This is a genomic window from Paraglaciecola sp. QJM3NY_14, from assembly GCF_056173245.1.
This window is the reverse complement of the sequence record NZ_CM149664.1, coordinates 2,875,029-2,895,021: the sequence shown is the minus strand read 5'-3', so window position 1 is coordinate 2,895,021 and position 19,993 is coordinate 2,875,029. Positions and strand designations below refer to the sequence as shown.

The following is a 19,993-nucleotide window of genomic DNA, read 5'->3' as shown; positions in this document are numbered from 1 at the left end:
TAAAGCATTTTATCGTATTACTGCGAAAGAGCGCCTAGTTGACTAAGCAGCTTCTTCTTTTAGCCTTTAATTGTTTAGGCAAATTTTTGCTGTAAATAATTAATGATTTCAGATGACTCGTACATCCAGGTGTCTTGGCCGTCTTTTTGAATACGCAGGCAAGGCACTTTTACGGCACCGCCGCCTTGTAGTAAGGCTGCTCTGTGCTCTGAGCCTTCTTTAGCGTTACGCTTTTGCATAGGTAAATTCAGTTTGTGTAACGCTCGGCGCGTTTTGATGCAAAACGGGCAGGCGTAAAACTGATACAACGCATAATTGCTTAACTCGGCTTCTACTTTAGCTTGTGCTTCAGGACTGCGTTTCTGTTTGCGAGGGCGGGTGATTAAATCAATTAAAATGATCAATCGACCCAAGGCTTCGCGGATAAACTTAATAATAAACTTCATTTCTTGTACTTAACTCTTTCATTTAACCGATTGAACCAATAGGCGCATTATAAGCATTAATGCCGCTAAAAGAGAGCCAATAATGATAACAAAACATTTCACCCCTTCTTGCAATGCTTTAAGAGCAGTAGCTGATTCAATCAAATGGGGTCCATTAATTTTTTGCCAAGGGGCTCATTAGTGAATGAAATTAGTTTTAATAAAACAACACGAGCATCTCAAAAAAATCCGTACACACCTATCGCAATAAATACTACCGCTGCAAGCACACGGGTCAGGGAGAATGGAATGCGCTGCATGATGTAGTTACCTGCAAATACCACTGGTACATTTGCCAATAACATGCCGAGTGTTGTTCCCATGGTTACCCATACAAAGGACTGGTACTGCGCGGCTAACAGTACCGTAGCGATTTGGGTTTTATCACCGATTTCAGCGATGAAAAACAGCACCAACGACACCACAAACGCGCCATATTTATCCAAGCTTGTATTTGGCGCATCGTCTTTATCGGGAATAAGCAACCACAACCCCACTATGATAAAGCTGGCGTTGATGATGGTTTGACCCATATCACTGTTCAGGAACTGGCTTATCCAGCTCCCAAACCATGCGGAAATGCCATGGTTAAGCAAAGTAGCGATTAAAATGCCGGCGATGATTTGCCACGGCTTTTGCAAGCGAGTCACGAGAAGTAAAGATAAAAGCTGAGTTTTGTCGCCCATTTCGGCAAGGGTAACGGTCAGCGTTGAGGTAAATAAGGCGTCCATTTGAAGATACTCAAGCGGGATACTAAACCAAAGGCAAATAGTCGCCTCCCGCAATGGGGCGCTATTTGCCTTAGGTCTTGCCGATATCAACAAATGTGAATGTTAATACGAAACTGCCATAAGCCATGAGGGCTCAAGTATGTTGACAGTCTCACTCGAATGAACGAGCGGGCTACTCCCCTAAGACGCAGGGGAGATTAGCGAAATAATTTCAATTCTTCAAGCATTACCTAACCAATATCACTGTTTCTTGAGGTCAATAAAAATCCACTCTGGGATAGCCAAGCTAATGCTAATGATGTGCTCGAAAAGATAGCCACCGTGTCTTTTTTCAGATTATTGCCAAGATATTTTTCGAGAGTAAAACGTTTAATTTGGGCGAGCTCTTCACCAACAACAAAAGCTAAATGAGATCGATTATGCGTTCTGGCCCAACTTTCAATCTCTATCAAAGTGTCATCTATTTCTAAAGCGCTTAGTTCCCATTTTTCGGCCAAAATAATGTTACCCCAAGGAGCCCCGCAAAGAGGTGTTATTTGCTCTCTGACTTCCTTAAACATTTTGCGATACATGACCTTATCTATGGTTCCGGTAATTTCGGTAACAAGAATATTGCCATCAAGGGCGATGTAGTGAGTAGCGGATTGACGCATTCGTTACCTATATGCAACAGGGTTGCGACTGATGACTAAGAGGCAGCTAAAAGCTGTCATCGAGGTACTATATTATTGCGTAAGGTGGGTGTTAACGCCAAGACAATAATCCATCTTGGCTGACAAATGTGATCAATTTATCAATGCGACATCGTCATCTTTAACATGACGAGGTTGAAGTGCTATTCATAGGCTATGCGTTTCTCGTGGCTAGCGCCGGGGGAATGTTTGCTGCCTTTTTAGCTGGGCCATATACGGCTAATTGCCCCACAACCCAAAGCGCTAGCATGCCTAGAGGGATGTAATACCAAGTCATTGGGTTTAGGCTGAAAACGTCTACCAGCACGATATTCAGCCCTATGGTTAACATTGCGCCCAAGACCACACCCACAGTACTTATTAGCAAGTTTTCTAACATAAAGTAGCGAACAATCGCTTGCTGACTGGCGCCTAAGGCTCGACGTGTGCCTATCTGTTTTTTACGTTGATTCACGCTAAAGCTTGCTAGCCCCACAATGCCAAGGCCAGTGACAATGACCAAGACCACCATAACCGTTACCAAAATTCGGATCATCGCACTGTTGTCGCGATAGGCGCGAACTCGCGTTTCGTCAATGCTACGCATATCTCGCACAATACGACCCGTGTTACTTTTCGCTAGTAGGCTTTCTACTTCGGTCATAATGCGATCACGTTGGCCGGGTTTGGTTCGAATGAAATAACGGCTCGTTTCAGCATCGCGAATTTCTGGGGTCAGTATCACATTATCGACGTTGTCCCAGCCCACCCAAGGCGCTTGCAATTTGTCGATAATGCCGGTGATTATCATGGGTTCGATATCGTTAATGTACACTGTCTTACCCAGTGCCCCTAAGCCATCATCCGGGAATAAACGATTCGCCATAGCAAGTGTGATGATCACTTTATCTGGCCAGTGGTTTTGACTCGCAACACGCGTTTGAATGTCGGTTGGGCTGAAGTTTTCACCAGCCACCAACGCCACATCCAAGGTGTTTAAAGCGTGTTCGTCGACCATATAGACAGCGCTGCCCGTGCCATCAAACTCGGCTCCAGGCTGGGTTTGTAATCCCATTGACCAACCACTGTTGCTCATTGGAATGGCGTTGATTTGAATGGCATCCACCACGCCTTCAAGAGATCTAATTAAGTTTAAGTCTTCTTTGATCGTCACTAACGTGTTGAAGTCATGGGTAAAGCCAACGCTTGAAAGATAAAAACTGTTGGCTTCATCGATACCACTAGGGCGCTTCATTTGTTCGCTGCGCTCATGAATAATATAGATAGCGTTAACGACTATGGTCATGGTAAAGGCGATTTGCAAAGCAATCAGTATGGCGCCGACTTTGTTTCGCAGCAATGCTCTTAATATCGGGCCCACTTCCCAGTTTTCAGCGAAAAAAGACCGCTCTTTTAGTGTATTCATCATTCAATCCTTATTGACTTTTAAGCTGACTAGCAGGGGCTATGTTGCATGCGCGCCACGTTGGGTAAAGGCCAGCACAAACACTGGCAAATAACGACAACAGTAGTGCAGTAACAATCATGGTGCTGTCTAATGTGGCTAAATCATTAAGCTCATCGCCGTAAAGGTGGCGAATGCCCACCAAGCCGAGCAGGGCAAGTAATAAGCCCATTGCTCCACCCGCTAAACCAACCGCGCCGGTCTCAACTGTATACTGTAAAAATAAATCTTGTTTGGTCGCGCCCACCGCTCGGCGCAGGCCAATTTCAGCAGATTTCGCGCTGAACTTAGCCAGTTGCAAGCCTATGGTATTGAGCAAGCACACAATTAAAAACATGAAAGACAGCCACATCATAATTTGAGCGTCATCAGCCACGACTTCCTGGTCGTCCATCCACTGCATCACATTGAGTAATTGATTGTTTAGGGGGCGAGGGAAGCGGCCAAGCTTCTTTTGGTCATTCACGTAATTGTTCAGAAATGTCAGATACGCTTGTTTATCTTGCTCGGTTTCGAGCTCTACCCACATTTGAAAGTTAATGCATTCTGATTGTAAAAATGCCTGAAAGCCTTCCCCTTCAGGGGATTTCCAGCAGTTGGTATTGCCCCAATTTGGCAGCTCAAGTTCTTGCTTTAGATAGAAGGGCATAAATAGATCTTCGGGATCGTCAAATGCGCCGTTGTTAACGTCATAAAATTTTGGCAAGGGTTGCCAAGCATCGAGTACGCCGATAACGCGAAACGATTTGCCAAAGATGATGATGCTTTTACCCACGGAGTTTTCTCCGCTAAACACCTTGTCATTCGTCTCTTTACTCAACACGACAACCAGTTGGCGGTCTTCGTCGGCTTGTTGGTCCCAGCTGTTTCCATATTTAAAGGGCACGTTAAACATAGGGAAAAAGTCATTAAAGGCTAAGCGGATCGAGGCCTCGAACGGATTTATGTCCGGATTATCTGGCTGAATGATGGCCCCTGATTTGGCCATGGCGGTTTGCCGAAAAGCTTTCTTCGCCGTCATAAGGTTAGTGGCTTCTGTCCAGGTCAGTTGATTAGGCGGGGTGTTTGGCTCATCGTTAAAGCCAGTATTGGGGTCCCAGCTGTCGACTTGTACATGAAATAACTGGCTGCTTTTTTCAGGGATAGGATCCCCAGACATCAAGTAATTGACTGTGACTGTGGTCATGCTTGCACCGATGCCAAGGGCGATAGCCGCAATCATTAACCCTGTGAGTATCGGATTACGTTTGAAACTGTTAAAGGCAAGTTTTAGGTAATAGTTAAACATGGGACGTCCTTATTTAACCAAAGCAACAGCAGGGCCGGTATCCGTGGTCGCCAGATTTGGCATGTCGACTTTGGTGACAACGGACTCATTCATTTCACTGACCTTGCCGTCACGCACATGTATGTTGCGCGTTGCTTGCGTTGCCAAACCCGCATCATGGGTGACCATAATGATGGTGGTTCCATTGGCATTGATGTCTTTGAGTAATGACATAACGCTCTGGGCCATGTTGCTATCAAGATTCCCTGTGGGTTCATCAGCGAGTAAAAATCGTGGCTCGCCGGCCAGCGCTCGCGCGATTGCAACGCGTTGTTGTTGTCCACCTGATAGTTGAGCTGGAAGGTGTTTCATGCGCTTGGCTAAGCCGACCATCTCAAGGCTATTTTCGATACGTTTTTTTCGCTCTTGGCGATTAAACCCACGGTAGCGCAGGGGCACATCAACGTTATCAAATAAGTTCAGGTCAGGGATGAGGTTAAAACTTTGAAAAATAAAACCAATCTTTTGATTGCGCAGGCGACTTCGAGCGGCATCGTTTTGGTGACTGATATCAACGCCATCTAGTTCAAAGCGGCCCTCTTCGAACGTCTCAAGCAGCCCTGCGATATTTAAAAAGGTGGTTTTACCCGAGCCTGAAGGGCCGGTCACAGCAACGAAGTCGCCTTCATTTACTTGTAAGTTGAAATCACGTAGCGCGTGGGTTTCAATTGAGTCAGTACGATAAATTTTCTTGATGTCAGTCATGGTCAGCATGATGTTGTTCCCTGTATGTGTAAACGTTTTTACCGCGTATTAGTGGGTGTTTGTTTATGTCTTTTTAAATGAGCTTTCGTGTTATCTTTTTTATAAATTCGTGTGTTTAAGGTGTTTAAATTTTTATTGGCGCTTTGTTTATCTGGATGTTCTCTATTTGGTCGCGCTTAGCAGCGTTATTTTTGTGTCCTGCTTCACTGAGTAATGAGCACGGTTTGCGCATCATTGAATTGTTCAGTGCTTGATATGATTACCTGTTGATCAGCGGTCAGACCCGACAATACTTCGACATTGGATAAACTGCGTACGCCAGTGACAATATTGGTACGTTTGGCTAAGTTACCTTCCACGACATAGGCAATACGTCCTGAGCCACTTTCTAAAAATTGACCGCGAGATAGCATCAATACATTAGGACGTTTGTCCATCAGAATACGCGTGGTTAAGCGTTGATTTTGGCGTAAGCCCTGGGGTTGAATTAAATCATTGCCTTGAGCGTCTTTATTGGCAAAGCGGACCCTTCCGGTAACTTGGTTATTTTCGATTTCTGGGGAAATAGTGACTAATGTGGCAAGGTGCTCATCACCGTTGATATTGACAATCGCTGACATGTTTATCGCTAGGTCATCGGCGTAACTTTCTGGAATATCCACTTCGAGTTCGAACTCAGATAAGTCAACCACACTTAAAATCGCTTGATTCTTTGCTACCTGATTTTTTTGCTGGGCCGCTAAATTGCCTACAATGCCGCTAACAGGTGAGCGCACGTCAAGTGTGTCGACTTTCCTAGCCAAGTCGCTGACTAACAACGCTTGGCGCTTTACTAATAGCTGTTTTGATTGTACTTCAAACGCCAAACTCTCTTTGCTCAAAGCGGCATCTTGCTTGGCGTGTTGAAACACAAGCTTGGCATTTTCGAGTTCATCTTGGGCCTTTTCGAAATCTATTTGGCTAATAGATTGGGTGCCAAAGGCTTTATCTGCTCGGCGCTTTTCACGGCCAGCCGCGACAAGGGCAACATTGGCTAAGTCCACCGCTTTTTGATTTTCCAGTGCTTGCTTTTTAGCTTGAATTCGCTGGCGGTCAAGCTCCATTTTGAGCTTTTGTAGGCTTGATTCCTCTTGTTGTAACTCATTAGTTAATTCTGGACTATCGACACTGGCGACAACTTGCCCCTTGGTGACAGAATCCCCTGCATCTACCAATAGGTTTATCGAGCCTTGTGCTGGGCTATACAAACGCGGGCTAACTGCTGCCACAACCCGCCCCTGAACGGATAAATCACGCACTAAATCACCCCTAACAACTTTGCCTAGGTGAATGCGTTTGGCGGAAATACTGGTGTCGGATGATTGCCAACTGTTTACTGCTGGGGCAACCGCCCAATATAGAATGAGTACGCAGATAACGCTCAACACCGCTATCCACCGTGCATTAGATGACTTCTTTTTTTGAATTATTGTGTCTTGAGCGCTGGTATCTGAAATACCATCATTTTTTGCGCGCCCAGTGTTTGGCGTGTTCATGCTTATCCCTGTTTTTTGCCTTAATCATTGGGTAAGTCGAAGGGAAGGGGAGAAAGGTTTAAATTTGGCGAAATTTAATTTGAATTAAGCAGTGAACGGCAGCCTTTATTCGTTACTTTCCTTTCTAACTATTGCTAAGAAAGTGTAGCGACCAAAAGCAGCTGTATGATTCGACACTATTTAAAAATAGTGTGAGAAGCTTGCAAAAGTGATAATAGGGCATATAAAAAAGCCAGCACTTTCATGCTGGCTTGTAAATGCATACGCGTGTTAGATAAACGCCGTAGATGCGACTTATTTTATACTGGCGCATCTCCTAAACGAGGCTCTCTCTACAACGATACTTTTTCGTGATCGCCCATTTTTTCTGGTTGCACTTTGCCACCAAACGTTAAGTTGACCATCGCTTTGAAGTCAGGATCAGCGTGCCACACCTCAGCTTCATTTAACTCAAAACGCAGCATTTTAAGGCTGGGGTCGTCTTTACCGTCTTTGTACCATGCAGCAACCTGCTTAGACCAATACTTATCGATGATCTTAGGATCGGTTTCTTCTACCAAAGTACCTGATATACAGGCAAATACCTTGTGATCTTTACTGACGAACTGTGCCATGGCACTGCCACCTGCAGCACTACGATTGGTTTTGGTGGTATAGAACCAAAAAGCACTATCGGCGTCTTTATCTAATTGGGCGTGCATGGGCTCTTGATGAGCATCTGAATCCGTAAGGCCAAGCATGACGATGGGGCTATCAGCCATGGCTTTCCACATTTTTTCGCGAATATCGTTAGACATTGTGTTCTCCTATTAGCAGTGGCGACACCTTATAATGCTCATGAAGAACATCTGTGCCCCACTTTGAGTAAAGATACTTAACGTTGAAACTAATAAAGCATGGACTGTACCAGACGAGATAAAATCAGACGTCTGCTGCTGAACCTCAATTCACAAGCGGTGTGCAAAGGATGCGTTGCTCTTTAAAGCCAATACCATATACAGATCAGTGGGAAACAAATTTAAGAGAGGGAAGAAAATTATTCATGCTTGGTATAATTGTTACCGAGTCGCACCATTGATAGCCCTGGTGCGTTTATTCCTTTGAGTCGTTAATTTGCCTTTCTTTGCTCTGCGTCGAGTAAAATACAAATAAATGCCTGAGCCCACAAAAAATAGCGGTAGCAGGCTCAATATTAACCACATAAATTTGATCGGTAGGGCAATAAAGTCGCCAATGTGAAAGGCGTATTTAAAGTTCCATACCCGAGTTGCTAAAGAGGTATCACTTGCATCAAAGCTCTCGATAGCTTGCCCCGTCGAGACATTTGACCAACTGTAGCTATATGCATGACTTTCATTTGGCATACGTATTCGAAGTTTCAGTGGGGCATTTCGCGTTTGTGGTAAATACACACGATACAGCCAGCCACCCGGCAGTTCAGCCTGAGCAGATTTAACCGCTGCATCAAGTTGATATTGCTCATTGCTTGACTTATTCCACAAGTTTCGCTGAGAAAAGGTTCGATTATCGCTCAGTACTTTCATTGGTCGCGGGGTTTGAACTGACGAAAATGTCAATGTTTCTACGATTGCCTGAGTTTCATTTTTAAAGTAAAAAGCGAGGCCACTGAATCCAATTAAAAACAGAGGGAGCAAACTATAAACCCCCAACACATTGTGTAATTGCATGAAGCGGATTTTGTTTTTCGCTTTCCATTTCACGTTAAGGCGTTTTAAGCGGTTCTTGGGGCGAACCCACAAGTAAAAGCCAAGTAGCAGTTCGGAACACAAAATTAATGTCGCAATAGGGGGTAATAAGGCAAATGGCCGAGCATCATCTGCGGTGTATAGTAACCATCGGTGCCAGGCCATGGTAAAGCCATAAAACGTTTCATCATATTGGTAATGTAACAGGACATTGGCGTTGTATTGGTTAATGCTCACATAACTTTTATCAGCGAGGCGAACTTGCCACGCCCTAAAAGGAGATTTGTCTTGTTCAATAAAAACGATCGGTGATTGAGTCGTTTGATAGACCTGTTCGGCTAGTTGGCTAACAGGTAATGGGATGGGCAGTACATCGGCGATTTGAATGGGCTGTACAGACCAATACTGAGGGTTTAGCCACGCCTGAATATCTTTAGCAAAGACTAAAAATGCACCTGTCACGCTTAAGTTAACGATAAAAATAGCGCTGACTAACGCCAGTATAAGGTGTACTCGTCTTAACCAGGTTTTCAAATTAGTCCTTCAAAGTATGAATGCTAGCTGCACATGTGTTGCCCATTGCATCAGGTTACGTGATGCAATGGGCGCGACCATGGGGTGCGTTAAAATTGGTAAGTCGCGCCAAGGTTAACGGTCATTCCTAAGCCTTTGTGGTTATATCCGTCGTAGGTATAGACTTGTGAGCGAGCAGGGTAGTAATCATTGTTCAACAGATTTTCAATGCCCATAAATACTTGCCATTGATTACCTAAATCATAACTGCCGTTAATATTGATCAACTGGTAACTATCAACAGGCCCCTGATCGCCAATATATTCGCCATCAACTTGACCAAAGCGTTTTCGTGAACCTACGTATAAGTAATTTAGTGCCAAGCGAGCACCATCAACGGGTTGCCAATTTACATTAAAGGTGCCTTTTGGAGCACCAATATCTTTACCTCCTAAATACACATCTAATTCAGTATTTTTACCTTCAACCCAAGAGTAAGTCGCTGACAGGTCTAAATTGGACTGCACTTTATAAGTGGCCAACGCTTCGTAGCCATATATTTCTTGTGGGGCACGAACGGGTAAATATACCCCGGTCTCAGCATCATAAGAATTTGTCGTGCCTAACTCTGACGTACTGCGATAGGCGGAAAACTCGACGCGTAGGGCGTCGATTTCAGACGTAAAACCGAGTTCGTAGTTATCAATAATTGAGGCTTGGGTACGAATAAGGGCGATGTCAGTGACGGTTGCAGTGCGCAGCAGGCGGCCGGTATCTGAGATGTCTGCGCCCTGCGAATAACTGATAAAGGGTCTAAATGCATCACTTAAGTTATAGCGAATGGCTGCATTGTAGGTAGTGGCTTTGTAATTGAGGGTATCACCGACGACGTCAAAGGCGACTGAGCATTGGTCGGCCGTGCGGCACAAGCGAAGGGTGCTAAAATCAGCCACTTTTAAATCAATGTTTTCATGACGAACGCCGGCTTTGATAATAATGTCATCATTTACAATCCATTTGCCTTGCACGAACCCAGCGATGTTTTCCATATCCATTTCAGGCACCCATACACGGCCGTCGACTAATGGCTGTGAGGTAACATCGTTTAATGCGTCGATGCCGTAAATTAACGTGGTATCAATGTCCTGCAAGGTAAACTGGCTGTTAAATGTGGCCCGTAGGCCTTTTTTCTCAGACTCTATAATGGATTGGCCTCCATCAAATCCTTGTTCTGGGTTGGCTAGATTTGTCGAAAAGAAGAAAACATTTTCAATCCGCTGGGTGTATGCATCGACCACTAATTGGGTTTGACTAAATATCTCGTCATCTGAGTACTTCAGCATGACATTGTGGTTTTCTGGGCCTTGAGGTTCACCGACGATAGACGAGCCGTCGGGGGATTCAATAGCATACGTTTTATCGCCTGAATTGATATTGCCAACCACATTAATTAAGTCAGTATCTTGCTTTGACTTAAAATAATTGTAGGTCAGGCGTAGCGTCTTCTCGTCATCAAACTGATAACCAAATTTAGTAAAATAATTTTGCGAATTAGTATCCGATAGCCCATAAGTTAGACCGAGAATATCGCCTTGTGCATCCCGTTGAACGCCGCTTTCTTCATAGCTTGCATTAAGTACATAGCTAAATTTATTTAGCTGCCCATTCATGCCCGCATCCACCCGACTACCTAAGGTGTCTTCGAGTTTTACCGCACTAAAACGTGAAGAAATGGTGACGTGACCGGCCATCGCTTTATCACTGGCGGCTTTTTTAGTGATGTAGTTAATAATCCCCCCAGCAGCGCCGTTACCATATACCGAAGTTGCCCCTTTAATGACTTCGATACGCTCAATAGTGCTAGCATCTAAACTGCGTACTCCCAATGAACCGTTACGTAATGGTGTGGACTGAGGCACGCCGTCAATCATGATCAAAGGGGCGCGGCCTCGTAGTGTTTGGCTTGAATTACTAGACGTGCCAGTTGATGGTGCTAGACCTGGAACAAGTGTTGATAGTAGCGACTGTAACTCACTGGTTACTTTTAACTGATCTTGAATTTGTTGCTGGGTGATGATCACGATTGATGCAGGCACTTCATCAATACTCTCCATAATACGGCTACCCGTCACTATCATACGCTCGATAGTTGGGTTATCGTTTTGCGTGTTACTTTGAGCCTGAAGTGCTGTGCTAACTAAAACGCTGAGGATTGATAAATAGCTGATAGGTGTTAAACAGGTGTACCGCATTGAATATCCATTTAGGGTCATGAAAAAGTGTATGGATGTTAATGCTAATTATTATCATTTACAAATTAAAGTTGAACTTTTCTGTTATTCATTAACATGTGAATTTGATAGGGGGTGTGCAGAAGCCTAGCCACATATACTGTTAAATAACGAGTTAATAAGTTGGTTTCACTACTTTAACGCGGAATTGTGGCTACACGATATACGGTAAGTGTTGTATTATCTTCGCCTATTTTGCATAGAACGATAAAATAATAATGCTTAAAAACCTTAGTGTAAATCAGGCCAATGTAACGCGCCTGCAGCGTAAATCATTGATGTATGCCGGTATGTTTGGGCTCAGCGTTTCACTGCTTTTAGGAGGCTGCGCCTCAGGCCTAAGCAGTAATGGCAATACGCAAGCCTCTACCGTGCAAAGTGCTACCGCGACAAGCATAGAGCACGGACAGATCATTAATGTGGTCTACTCATCAAATGACCTACAAGATGCCGTTAATAAGGCTAATGCCTTAGACGCACAATCTACGTTGCTGGTATTTGATATAGACGACACCCTGCTGACCGCGACGGAGTTTTTTGGAAGTGATAAATGGTATGACTGGCAACGAGGCCGAGCCATTAGTCCTAGCGGTAAAGTCATTGCTACCCAAGACAGCGAAAAAGTGAATTGTTTGTTCGATACCTTAGGCATGGTGTTTGAAATAGCGGTGAACAAACCTACGCAAGCTGATATGGCGACATTGGTGAACGGTGTGAGCAACGACGTGGTTATTTTAACCGCACGCTCTGGAGCCTATCGTGCGGGCACCATGCGTGAGTTAGCGCGCAACCAACTGGACTTTAGCGATAAGTCTTTAACTTCACCTGATGTTGGCTTGCATTATGACTATACCCTCGGTGGGCGTACTGCAAATGTGAGCTATGTGGACGGCGTATTTATGGTCCAAGGCATGAATAAAGGCGTAATGTTGCTTGATTTACTGGCACGCACAGGTCATGAGTATTCCTCAGTGGTATTTGTGGATGACAAGCAGCACAATATTGACAACATGGCTAATGCCCTTAAAAGTGCCGGTGTGAATTTTTATGGTTATCACTACACGCGTATAGCAAAGACGGTAACCGACGAAGAAGTGGCGCAAGCCAACGCCGCACGTGAGGCGTTAAGCGATTTGCTCAGTGCACACTTTGCTGATAGGGCAAAGCATATCAATCAGCGCCAATGCGATTATTGATTGCCAATCAATCATCTTTACACTGCCATGAGGCGTTTACTAAAAGATAAAACAAAACCGCTATGGCTCATCCGTTAGCGGTTTTTTTATTGCCATTTCTAAGAGTACTAGCGTGTGCTAAAGGCGCTAAATTTTAGCTGCCAGCTCAGCACCTTGCCTGATTGCCCGCTTGGCATCTAATTCTGCTGCAACATCAGCGCCGCCAATAATATGCACAGGTACACTTAGGGATAGTAAGCCGTTGTGAAGTTCTCTTAGTGGCTCTTGACCAGCACAAACAATGACATGGTCTACGTCTAATACGCGTGGCTTACCTTGAATATTAATATGCAGCCCCGCATCATCCACTTTGACGTATTCAACTGAGTTGATCATTTGCACATTGTGGTGGGCGAGTGATGCACGGTGCACCCAGCCGGATGTTTTACCCAGTCCCGCACCAACTTTGCTCGATTTGCGTTGCAGCAAGTACACCTCCCGGTTTACTTCTGATAGTTGAGGTGCTGTCAACCCTCCTGGGTGAGTCATGGTTTTGTCTATTCCCCAATGCGCTAACCACTTATCAAGGTGGGTGGTCAGGGCTTCGTCTTCTACTAGAAATTCAGCCACATCAAAACCAATGCCACCGGCACCTATAATGGCTACTCTTCGCCCGACCGGTTTGTGATCTCTTAGCACCTCTATGTAGCTCATGACTTTTTCGTGGTCACTGCCTTCAATATCCCAATGCCTAGGCTTAATGCCGGTCGCCATGACTATTTCGTCAAATTTCTGCTCAGCCAGCAGCCCTGCATTTACCACGGTTCTTAGATGTAAGGTCACTCCGTATACCTCAATCATGCGGGCGTAATAGCGCAAGGTTTCGTAAAACTCTTCTTTGCCTGGGATTTGCTTGGCGTAATTAAATTGCCCTCCAATTTCAGATGCTTGATCATATAAGTGCACATCATGGCCGCGCTGTGCAGCATAGGTTGCAAACGCCAAACCTGCAGGGCCTGCTCCAATGACCGCCAGTTTTTTTGGGACTGAGACTGTTTTGAAAATAAGTTCAGTTTCATAACACGCTTGTGGGTTGACTAAGCAACTGGCTCGCTTTTGGGCAAAGGCATGATCCAAACAGGCTTGATTGCAGGCAATACAGGTATTGATTTGGTCTGATTCGTCGCGCATGGCCTTGGCGACAAACTGTGAGTCTGCCAAGAAGGGGCGCGCCATCGACACCATATCGGCTTGGCCCTCAGCTAATATTTTTTCGCCGATCTGAGGAGTATTAATGCGGTTGGTGGTGATGAGCGGAAGCGAAACCTCAGCTTTCATCTTTTGCGTAATCCAGCTAAATGCTGCCCGGGGAACGGACGTAACTATGGTAGGTACTCGCGCTTCATGCCAGCCAATCCCTGTGTTGATAAGCGTTGCACCAGCTTGTTCAATGGCTTTAGCTAGGTAAACCACCTCGCTCCATGGTGCTCCGCCCTCTACTAAGTCCAGCATGGATAAGCGATAGATGATGATAAAATCGCTACCGACTTTTTGCCGTGTTTGGGTGACTATTTCAACGGCTAGGCGGGCTCTGTTTTCTACGCTACCGCCCCATTCATCATCCCGTTGATTGGTACGCTCGCAGAAGAACTGGTTTATCAGGTAGCCTTCAGAGCCCATTATTTCCACACCATCGTACCCGGCGACTTGGGCGTAACTTGCACAGGCCACATAATCGGCAATGGTGCGTTTAACTGCACGTGAGGTGAGTGCCTTGGGTTTAAATGGCGCAATAGGCGCTTTAATTGCTGACGCAGAGACATTAAACGGATGGTAACCGTAGCGACCTGAGTGCAAAATCTGCATGCAAATTTTGCCTCCTTCTTGATGCACCGCATCTGTAATGACTTTATGTTTTTTGGCGTGGCGCAAACTGCTCATGCGCCCAGCAAACGGGGCTACCCATCCAGCAATGTTAGGGCTTATGCCGCCGGTAACGATTAAGCCGACACCGCCTCTGGCACGTTCTGCATAAAAAGCGGCTAACTTATCAAAACCCCCTTTTTCTTCCTCTAAGCCCAAGTGCATTGAGCCCATCAGCGTGCGGTTTTTTAATGTGGTGAAACCTAAGTCCAATGGGCTGAGTAAATTCGGAAAAGCAGAAGCGCTCTGTTCCTGTGTTCCAGCGTGGTTTTCTGTTTCAGGTGTTACTGTTTGTGCTGTCATGGTTAGGCCTTTTTATTTTTTATCTTAGAGTAAGGCCCACAGCACACCAGTGCAAGTGAGGGGATAACTGCTAAGCATGAATAGGCATATTGACAGCACGTTGAAAAATGCGGCACATTCACGTTACGACTTGGGAATATTGGGAAGCACACATATTAATGAACACTAAAACGATTGCAGCATTACAACTTGGCTCATCTGCCTTAGGCACGAGCGACACGCTAAAGCGGATATTGGGCTTTAAAGACGCCATTATTAATAGCCAGTGTGATGTATTGGTGATGCCTGAAGCCCTTTTAGGGGGTTACCCAAAAGGCTCTGATTTTGGCACGCGTGTGGGTTATCGCACCGAACAAGGGCGCGAACAGTATATGGCTTATTTTAAGCAAGCGGTTGAAATAGATGGCCCTGAGGTGCAAGCCTTAATCGAATTAGCGCGTGAATGTAATACTGCTGTGGTGATTGGCATTATTGAACGGGGCGGCAGTACTTTATATTGCACCGCGTTATTCATCACTCAGGCGGGGGAGGTGCTTAAGCATCGAAAACTCATGCCAACCGCTAGCGAGCGCCTAATATGGGGCCAGGGCGACGGCTCGACGATCCCTATTGTGGATACCTCGGCAGGGCGAGTGGGGGCTGCCATTTGCTGGGAAAACTACATGCCATTGCTTCGCAGCACTATGTACGCCAAGGGTATGGATATTTGGTGCGCACCTACCGTGGACGACCGAGATATTTGGCAGGCAAGTATGCGCCACATTGCCTACGAAGGACGGAACTTTCTGGTCAGCGCCTGCCAATATCAAGGGCCACCTAAGCAGGGCGAAATGCTCGATCAGGCATGGCCAGCGGACAAGCCATTAATTCGTGGTGGCAGCATGATCGTATCGCCAATGGGCGAAATACTCGCTGGGCCATTGTATAACGAAGAAGGCTTGATCAGCGCTGAAATCGACTTAGATGACATCATTAAGGCGCGTTACGATTTAGACCCTGCAGGGCATTACTCGCGCCCTGATGTGTTTAAACTGATGGTGGACGAGCGCCCAAGACCGCCGTTTGAAGTAGAACAATAATTTAATGGCTAAAATCAGTATGCGCTTTATTGTTACAGGCCCCTATTTGTGATGCGGTAAGAAAACCAGCTTATTCACAAAAGGTTGTATTTGGGAAGAGGGGATCGCAGATGATCCCGCCCCATTGATAGGCTTTTTGCCCGTCGATTTCAATTTGAAACCAAGGGTAGCCATTAAGCATGACATCAGTTTGTGATAGCACTTTGATAGGTTGTCGCTCTCTTGCTGAGCCTAAACGCGTTGCGCTGGTACTTGGTGTTTGGCGATAGTTACCACCCCAAGAAAAAGCACTCTCGGTGCGAGACAATGCGATGAGTGAATTGATCCTTTTTCGGTAAACTCGCTTTATACAATCAAAACTGAAATGACACGCCTTGCGTTGTGAAAGCCAATGGGTTTGGCTGCGCTGAATTTCAAGTTTCTTTGTCGGCTGAGCTTGATTGTTAGCGATGGCGACTTTGTACCGTTTGCTAAGTTGTTCATCTAACGTTGACAGCTCTGTACTTCCGCATACTATTTTTTCGTCAGTTTGGGCCGCATTTTGGCAATTAAAACTAGCTGAAAATGTATTGCTGGCCATCATTGCCAGGATTGTTGCGCAGCCTAATTTCAAAGCGAGTAGTGTAAATATTTTGCTGAAAGTGGACTCTTGCAGCTGGCTTAAGCCATTTTTGTTATTCATGTATTGACCTTATTACGCCCTGTATTTCGCGCGCTATTTTCAACAAGCTGTATTTCACATGCGATATGTCGCGATAAAAAACCATGTTCATTAGGACAGCCATCTTACCAGCAGCCATGCTAGCAGTAAAAATTGACGTTAAAATGGCAAGGGATAAAAACGCCCATGCTGCCATACGATGTAGACTGGGGGATTAGCCTTACGTGGCTATAAGAGCTGTGTTTGGTTTCTCTGGCTTAAACGCGTTTGTTTTGCATATTCGGTGTAAATCATCTGCATTAAGCAATTCGGTTTACATCATTCACTTTACCCAATTTGGTTTACACCAGTTGGCTCAGATAGCTTTAAAGACCATATATATCAAACCTCAGAGTCAAGCATTGTGATTTCAGGTGGCGAGCTTGATAAGCCAATCGTCAATTCGATGTCAGGCAGCAAAGCTATGATGGGGAGCGCTGCGGATCATCTTAATTGGCTGTCTTTACTGCCGCGGCGATTAATAGAGGAGGTAACACTTGCGTGCTTTTCTATCTCTGTTTGGCAATTGATACACAACTGAACCCCGGGTAATGCGACGCGTCTGCGCTCAGGAATAGGTTCATCACATTCTTCACAGAATTCAGCACTTTCGCCTTTCAACATCTGACTCTTTGCGCGGGCTACCGCTTCTTCAACGCTCGCGTCTATCTGGTCTTGTACTGCACCGTCTTTTGCCCAACCACCAGCCATTTTACCTCCCGTTTACTTTTTGCACTCTTTGTCGTGTTTATAATGCGCGAGTTTCGATTTTTGATTTTCCATTCGCAATCCGCAATCCGCAATCCTCTGTCTTTCAGACGTTTAGTTCTCTGTAATTCAATTTATGCGGTGCTAACGTCAACAGCAGCAACTCACTTCTAGATTCAAAGTAGCAAGGAAAATACCGGATTTAGCATTTGGGGCTTAGCGTCCTAGAATAAAGGTTTCCAGCCGATGACAGCGCTAAATGATGTGCAAAAAGCCTTGAATCTTTTGGTTGTCTTTGAGTACCAACTACACCTGATAGGGAACATTTTTCATACTTCATTCAACGAAGTGCGCCAAACAAAGAGTGCCAATAGAGTGCGCCAATAGCGTACGCCAATAAAGTAAGTCAAAAAAATGCGTCGATAAAGTACATCAATTATCAAAGCCCTGAGGCTGTCTCTGAGCAGCCTACCAACAAAACAAGATGCAACCTTGTCGATTTACACCACATAGCTGCCTATCGGATAGCGCTAACACTGCTAAGTACGAACAGTCAGCACGGCGTTTGTGCGACTACTCAAAAGTGTGACAAAGCTTGTCAAACGGGAACCTTTGGCCTAGCCGCTGTCTTTTTAGTAGATGAAAAAACTTGTAAATTGAGCACTATGCATTTTGACCCTATTCTACCCGCAGTGGTGGGAACCACTTTGATTGGACTATTTCTTTCACTTGCCTTTAGGTATTTCAAGCTCCCTCTTGTTTTGGCCTATATTGTGACGGGGCTGATTGTTGGCCCCCAATGTTTAGGCCTAATTAACGACATTAATGTGATTGAGACCATGGGCTCGTTCGGCGTCATACTGCTGCTTTTTTTCATCGGTATGGAGGTGAGCCCTGATAAGTTACGGCGTAGTTGGCGGGTGTCTATTGGCAGCACAGGATTACAAATTGTTCTGTGTGTGGCATGCGTATACTTGGTCGGTAGTCTGCTTGATTGGTCGCTGCAGCGTATCGTGTTATTGGGCTTTGTGCTGAGTTTGAGTAGTACGGCTGTGGTGCTTAAATTGATGCAAGACAGCAACGAGTTGCATAGTGAGCAAGGTCAGCATGTGTTAGGCGTGTTACTGGTGCAAGATTTGGCTGTGATCCCCATGGTCATTGTGATTGGCATGATGGATGAAACCGGGGTGCAGTCCGATGTGATCGCCATGCAGGTTGGGGCGGGCATAGGTGTGTTGTTACTAGTACGTTGGTTGCTGAATCAAGAATACATTGAATTCACGTGGTTGAATAAGCTTAAGGTGAACCACGAACTTCAAGTTTTTGGCGCGCTTTTATGTTGTTTTGGCTTAGCCTTGTTGTCTGGGTTGATGCATTTATCGACTGCACTAGGTGCCTTTGTTGGCGGCATGCTGGTGGCGAAAATGAAAGATTCGATGTGGATCAGAAGCAGCTTACAAGCCTTTCATGTGGTGTTTATTGCGTTATTTTTTATGTCTATCGGCATGTTGCTAAACGTGCAGTTTATCGTGCAAAACAGCACCTTATTAATCTCATTGCTGCTCATGGTGCTGGTGGGTAATACCTTGATAGCGACTTTCACACTGCGCTTATTGCACGTCAGTTGGACAAAAAGCCTTTATGCTGCGGCGATGCTTGCTCAAGTTGGGGAGTTCAGCTTTATATTGGCTACGCTTGGCCGCCAATCAAAGCTTATCAGTGATTATGGTTACCATGTGACCGTGGCAGTGATAGCCCTGAGTTTATTTGCCAGTCCGTTTTGGGTGGCTTTGGCACGTAAGGTATTGCCGTCACTGCCTAGAGCAGTTGAGCCGAGAGGTGAAGAGTAGAAAGCGACAGAGTCAAAAGCAATAGACTGTAATACAGCAGCGCTAAACGCGGCGGTATTGAATATGACGGCGCGTAGCAAGCTTAATGCGCCGACAATTTGTTGTCGCTATGGTGCTGACGAATTAATAAGCGCCAACACAACCATTAACAATACGCCTGCAAATTTGTCGTGCAAGTTACCGTAATTAAAGGATAAACTAAGGTTACTTGGCATATCGACGCCGAATTTTTAGTGCACAAGATGAGTATTTGCATTTCATGAGTCATAAATTTACATCTTACCTGTTGATCGTATTGCTGCTTGCCATGCAATCTTTTGGGGTGAATGGAATGACATGTATCAGCATGCAAATGGGCGCTGATGATGCTTCCATGCCGCGCTCGCATACTCAAAATCAAACGCTAAATACCGCCCAAAGTGATGACGATGCGCCGTGTTTGATGCAGGCGTCGCACACGCTCGCTAAGTCAGGTATCGCCAGCGACCACCAGGCTCAGGCCAGTGATATGCAAATGGCGTGCTGCGACGAAGACACTGCCGATTCTTGCCATTGTCCCGAAAGTGCTTGCGGTGCAGGGGTGATAATTGCCTCTACTACTGATATGATTTTCTTTCGCTCAGACGACAAAATCATCAGTGTTTTGTTCTCTACCGCGAACCCCTTCCAATCTAGAGCAAAACGCCCTCCCATAAGCGGTTAACACAATCTAATTGGGCTTAAATTTGCCCAAATATTGTTTTAATCGAGAAAGCGAGGTGAATGACTCACTCTTTCTCTTCGAAATAACGCAAGCGATGTGAAACTGACTATGCGCCCTGTGCTA

The 19,993-nt window shown here is 45.4% G+C and carries 17 protein-coding genes and 1 riboswitch; of the genes, 4 read left to right on the top strand and 13 right to left on the bottom strand.

The window, feature by feature from the left end; all coding sequences use genetic code 11:
- Positions 1-74: 74 nt before the first annotated feature.
- The 10 genes from AC0VYA_RS12120 to AC0VYA_RS12075 form a co-directional block, all read right to left on the bottom strand.
- Entirely contained in the window at positions 75-446 is a 372-nt protein-coding gene (locus AC0VYA_RS12120; protein WP_006990910.1) for a glutathione S-transferase N-terminal domain-containing protein, read from the bottom strand.
- Between the two features lie 218 nt (positions 447-664).
- Positions 665-1,216, bottom strand: coding sequence for a TMEM165/GDT1 family protein (locus tag AC0VYA_RS12115; protein ID WP_475488419.1), 552 nt, complete (start codon positions 1,214-1,216; stop codon positions 665-667).
- Between the two features lie 5 nt (positions 1,217-1,221).
- A riboswitch (yybP-ykoY riboswitch) is annotated at positions 1,222-1,409 on the bottom strand.
- 37 nt (positions 1,410-1,446) lie between these two features.
- Positions 1,447-1,869 carry a hypothetical protein gene (locus AC0VYA_RS12110; protein WP_475488418.1) on the bottom strand — a complete coding sequence of 141 codons (423 nt, stop codon included), beginning with the start codon at positions 1,867-1,869 and terminating at the stop codon, positions 1,447-1,449.
- Between the two features lie 193 nt (positions 1,870-2,062).
- A complete protein-coding gene (locus AC0VYA_RS12105; protein ID WP_475488417.1) occupies positions 2,063-3,316 on the bottom strand; it encodes an ABC transporter permease in 1,254 nt (417 codons plus the stop codon).
- A 7-nt stretch (positions 3,317-3,323) separates the two neighbouring features.
- On the bottom strand, positions 3,324-4,640 hold the full coding sequence (locus tag AC0VYA_RS12100) for an ABC transporter permease (protein WP_475488416.1): 1,317 nt from the start codon (positions 4,638-4,640) through the stop codon (positions 3,324-3,326).
- Positions 4,641-4,649: 9 nt separating this feature from the next.
- Positions 4,650-5,393: an ABC transporter ATP-binding protein gene (locus tag AC0VYA_RS12095; RefSeq protein ID WP_475488415.1), complete on the bottom strand. Its 744-nt coding sequence runs from the start codon at positions 5,391-5,393 to the stop codon at positions 4,650-4,652.
- 194 nt (positions 5,394-5,587) lie between these two features.
- Entirely contained in the window at positions 5,588-6,919 is a 1,332-nt protein-coding gene (locus AC0VYA_RS12090) for an efflux RND transporter periplasmic adaptor subunit (protein ID WP_475488414.1), read from the bottom strand.
- A gap of 332 nt (positions 6,920-7,251) precedes the next feature.
- Positions 7,252-7,716, bottom strand: a complete 465-nt coding sequence (locus AC0VYA_RS12085) for a pyridoxamine 5'-phosphate oxidase family protein (protein ID WP_475488413.1) — start codon at positions 7,714-7,716, stop codon at positions 7,252-7,254.
- A 261-nt stretch (positions 7,717-7,977) separates the two neighbouring features.
- A complete protein-coding gene (locus AC0VYA_RS12080; protein ID WP_475488412.1) occupies positions 7,978-9,159 on the bottom strand; it encodes a PepSY-associated TM helix domain-containing protein in 1,182 nt (393 codons plus the stop codon).
- An 89-nt stretch (positions 9,160-9,248) separates the two neighbouring features.
- Positions 9,249-11,390, bottom strand: coding sequence for a TonB-dependent receptor (locus AC0VYA_RS12075; protein WP_475488411.1), 2,142 nt, complete (start codon positions 11,388-11,390; stop codon positions 9,249-9,251).
- Between the two features lie 257 nt (positions 11,391-11,647).
- Between AC0VYA_RS12075 and AC0VYA_RS12070 the strand changes: the two genes are divergently transcribed.
- The gene (locus AC0VYA_RS12070; protein WP_011575194.1) at positions 11,648-12,625 is read left to right on the top strand and encodes a DUF2608 domain-containing protein; all 978 of its coding nucleotides are present in this window, start codon (positions 11,648-11,650) and stop codon (positions 12,623-12,625) included.
- 126 nt (positions 12,626-12,751) lie between these two features.
- Here AC0VYA_RS12070 and AC0VYA_RS12065 read toward each other — a convergent pair whose 3' ends face one another.
- The gene (locus AC0VYA_RS12065; protein ID WP_475488410.1) at positions 12,752-14,830 is read right to left on the bottom strand and encodes a 2,4-dienoyl-CoA reductase FMN-binding domain-containing protein; all 2,079 of its coding nucleotides are present in this window, start codon (positions 14,828-14,830) and stop codon (positions 12,752-12,754) included.
- 158 nt (positions 14,831-14,988) lie between these two features.
- On the opposite strand from AC0VYA_RS12065, the gene AC0VYA_RS12060 reads away from it, so the two are divergent.
- Entirely contained in the window at positions 14,989-15,909 is a 921-nt protein-coding gene (locus AC0VYA_RS12060; protein ID WP_475488409.1) for a carbon-nitrogen hydrolase family protein, read from the top strand.
- A gap of 70 nt (positions 15,910-15,979) precedes the next feature.
- On the opposite strand, the gene AC0VYA_RS12055 is transcribed toward AC0VYA_RS12060, so the two are convergent.
- Entirely contained in the window at positions 15,980-16,591 is a 612-nt protein-coding gene (locus AC0VYA_RS12055) for a lysozyme inhibitor LprI family protein (RefSeq protein WP_475488408.1), read from the bottom strand.
- Positions 16,592-17,053: 462 nt separating this feature from the next.
- Positions 17,054-17,320, bottom strand: a complete 267-nt coding sequence (locus AC0VYA_RS12050; RefSeq protein WP_006990895.1) for a DksA/TraR family C4-type zinc finger protein — start codon at positions 17,318-17,320, stop codon at positions 17,054-17,056.
- Between the two features lie 662 nt (positions 17,321-17,982).
- Between AC0VYA_RS12050 and AC0VYA_RS12045 the strand changes: the two genes are divergently transcribed.
- Positions 17,983-19,167: a cation:proton antiporter gene (locus AC0VYA_RS12045; protein ID WP_475488407.1), complete on the top strand. Its 1,185-nt coding sequence runs from the start codon at positions 17,983-17,985 to the stop codon at positions 19,165-19,167.
- A 259-nt stretch (positions 19,168-19,426) separates the two neighbouring features.
- A complete protein-coding gene (locus AC0VYA_RS12040; protein WP_232283221.1) occupies positions 19,427-19,870 on the top strand; it encodes a hypothetical protein in 444 nt (147 codons plus the stop codon).
- Positions 19,871-19,993 lie beyond the last annotated feature (123 nt).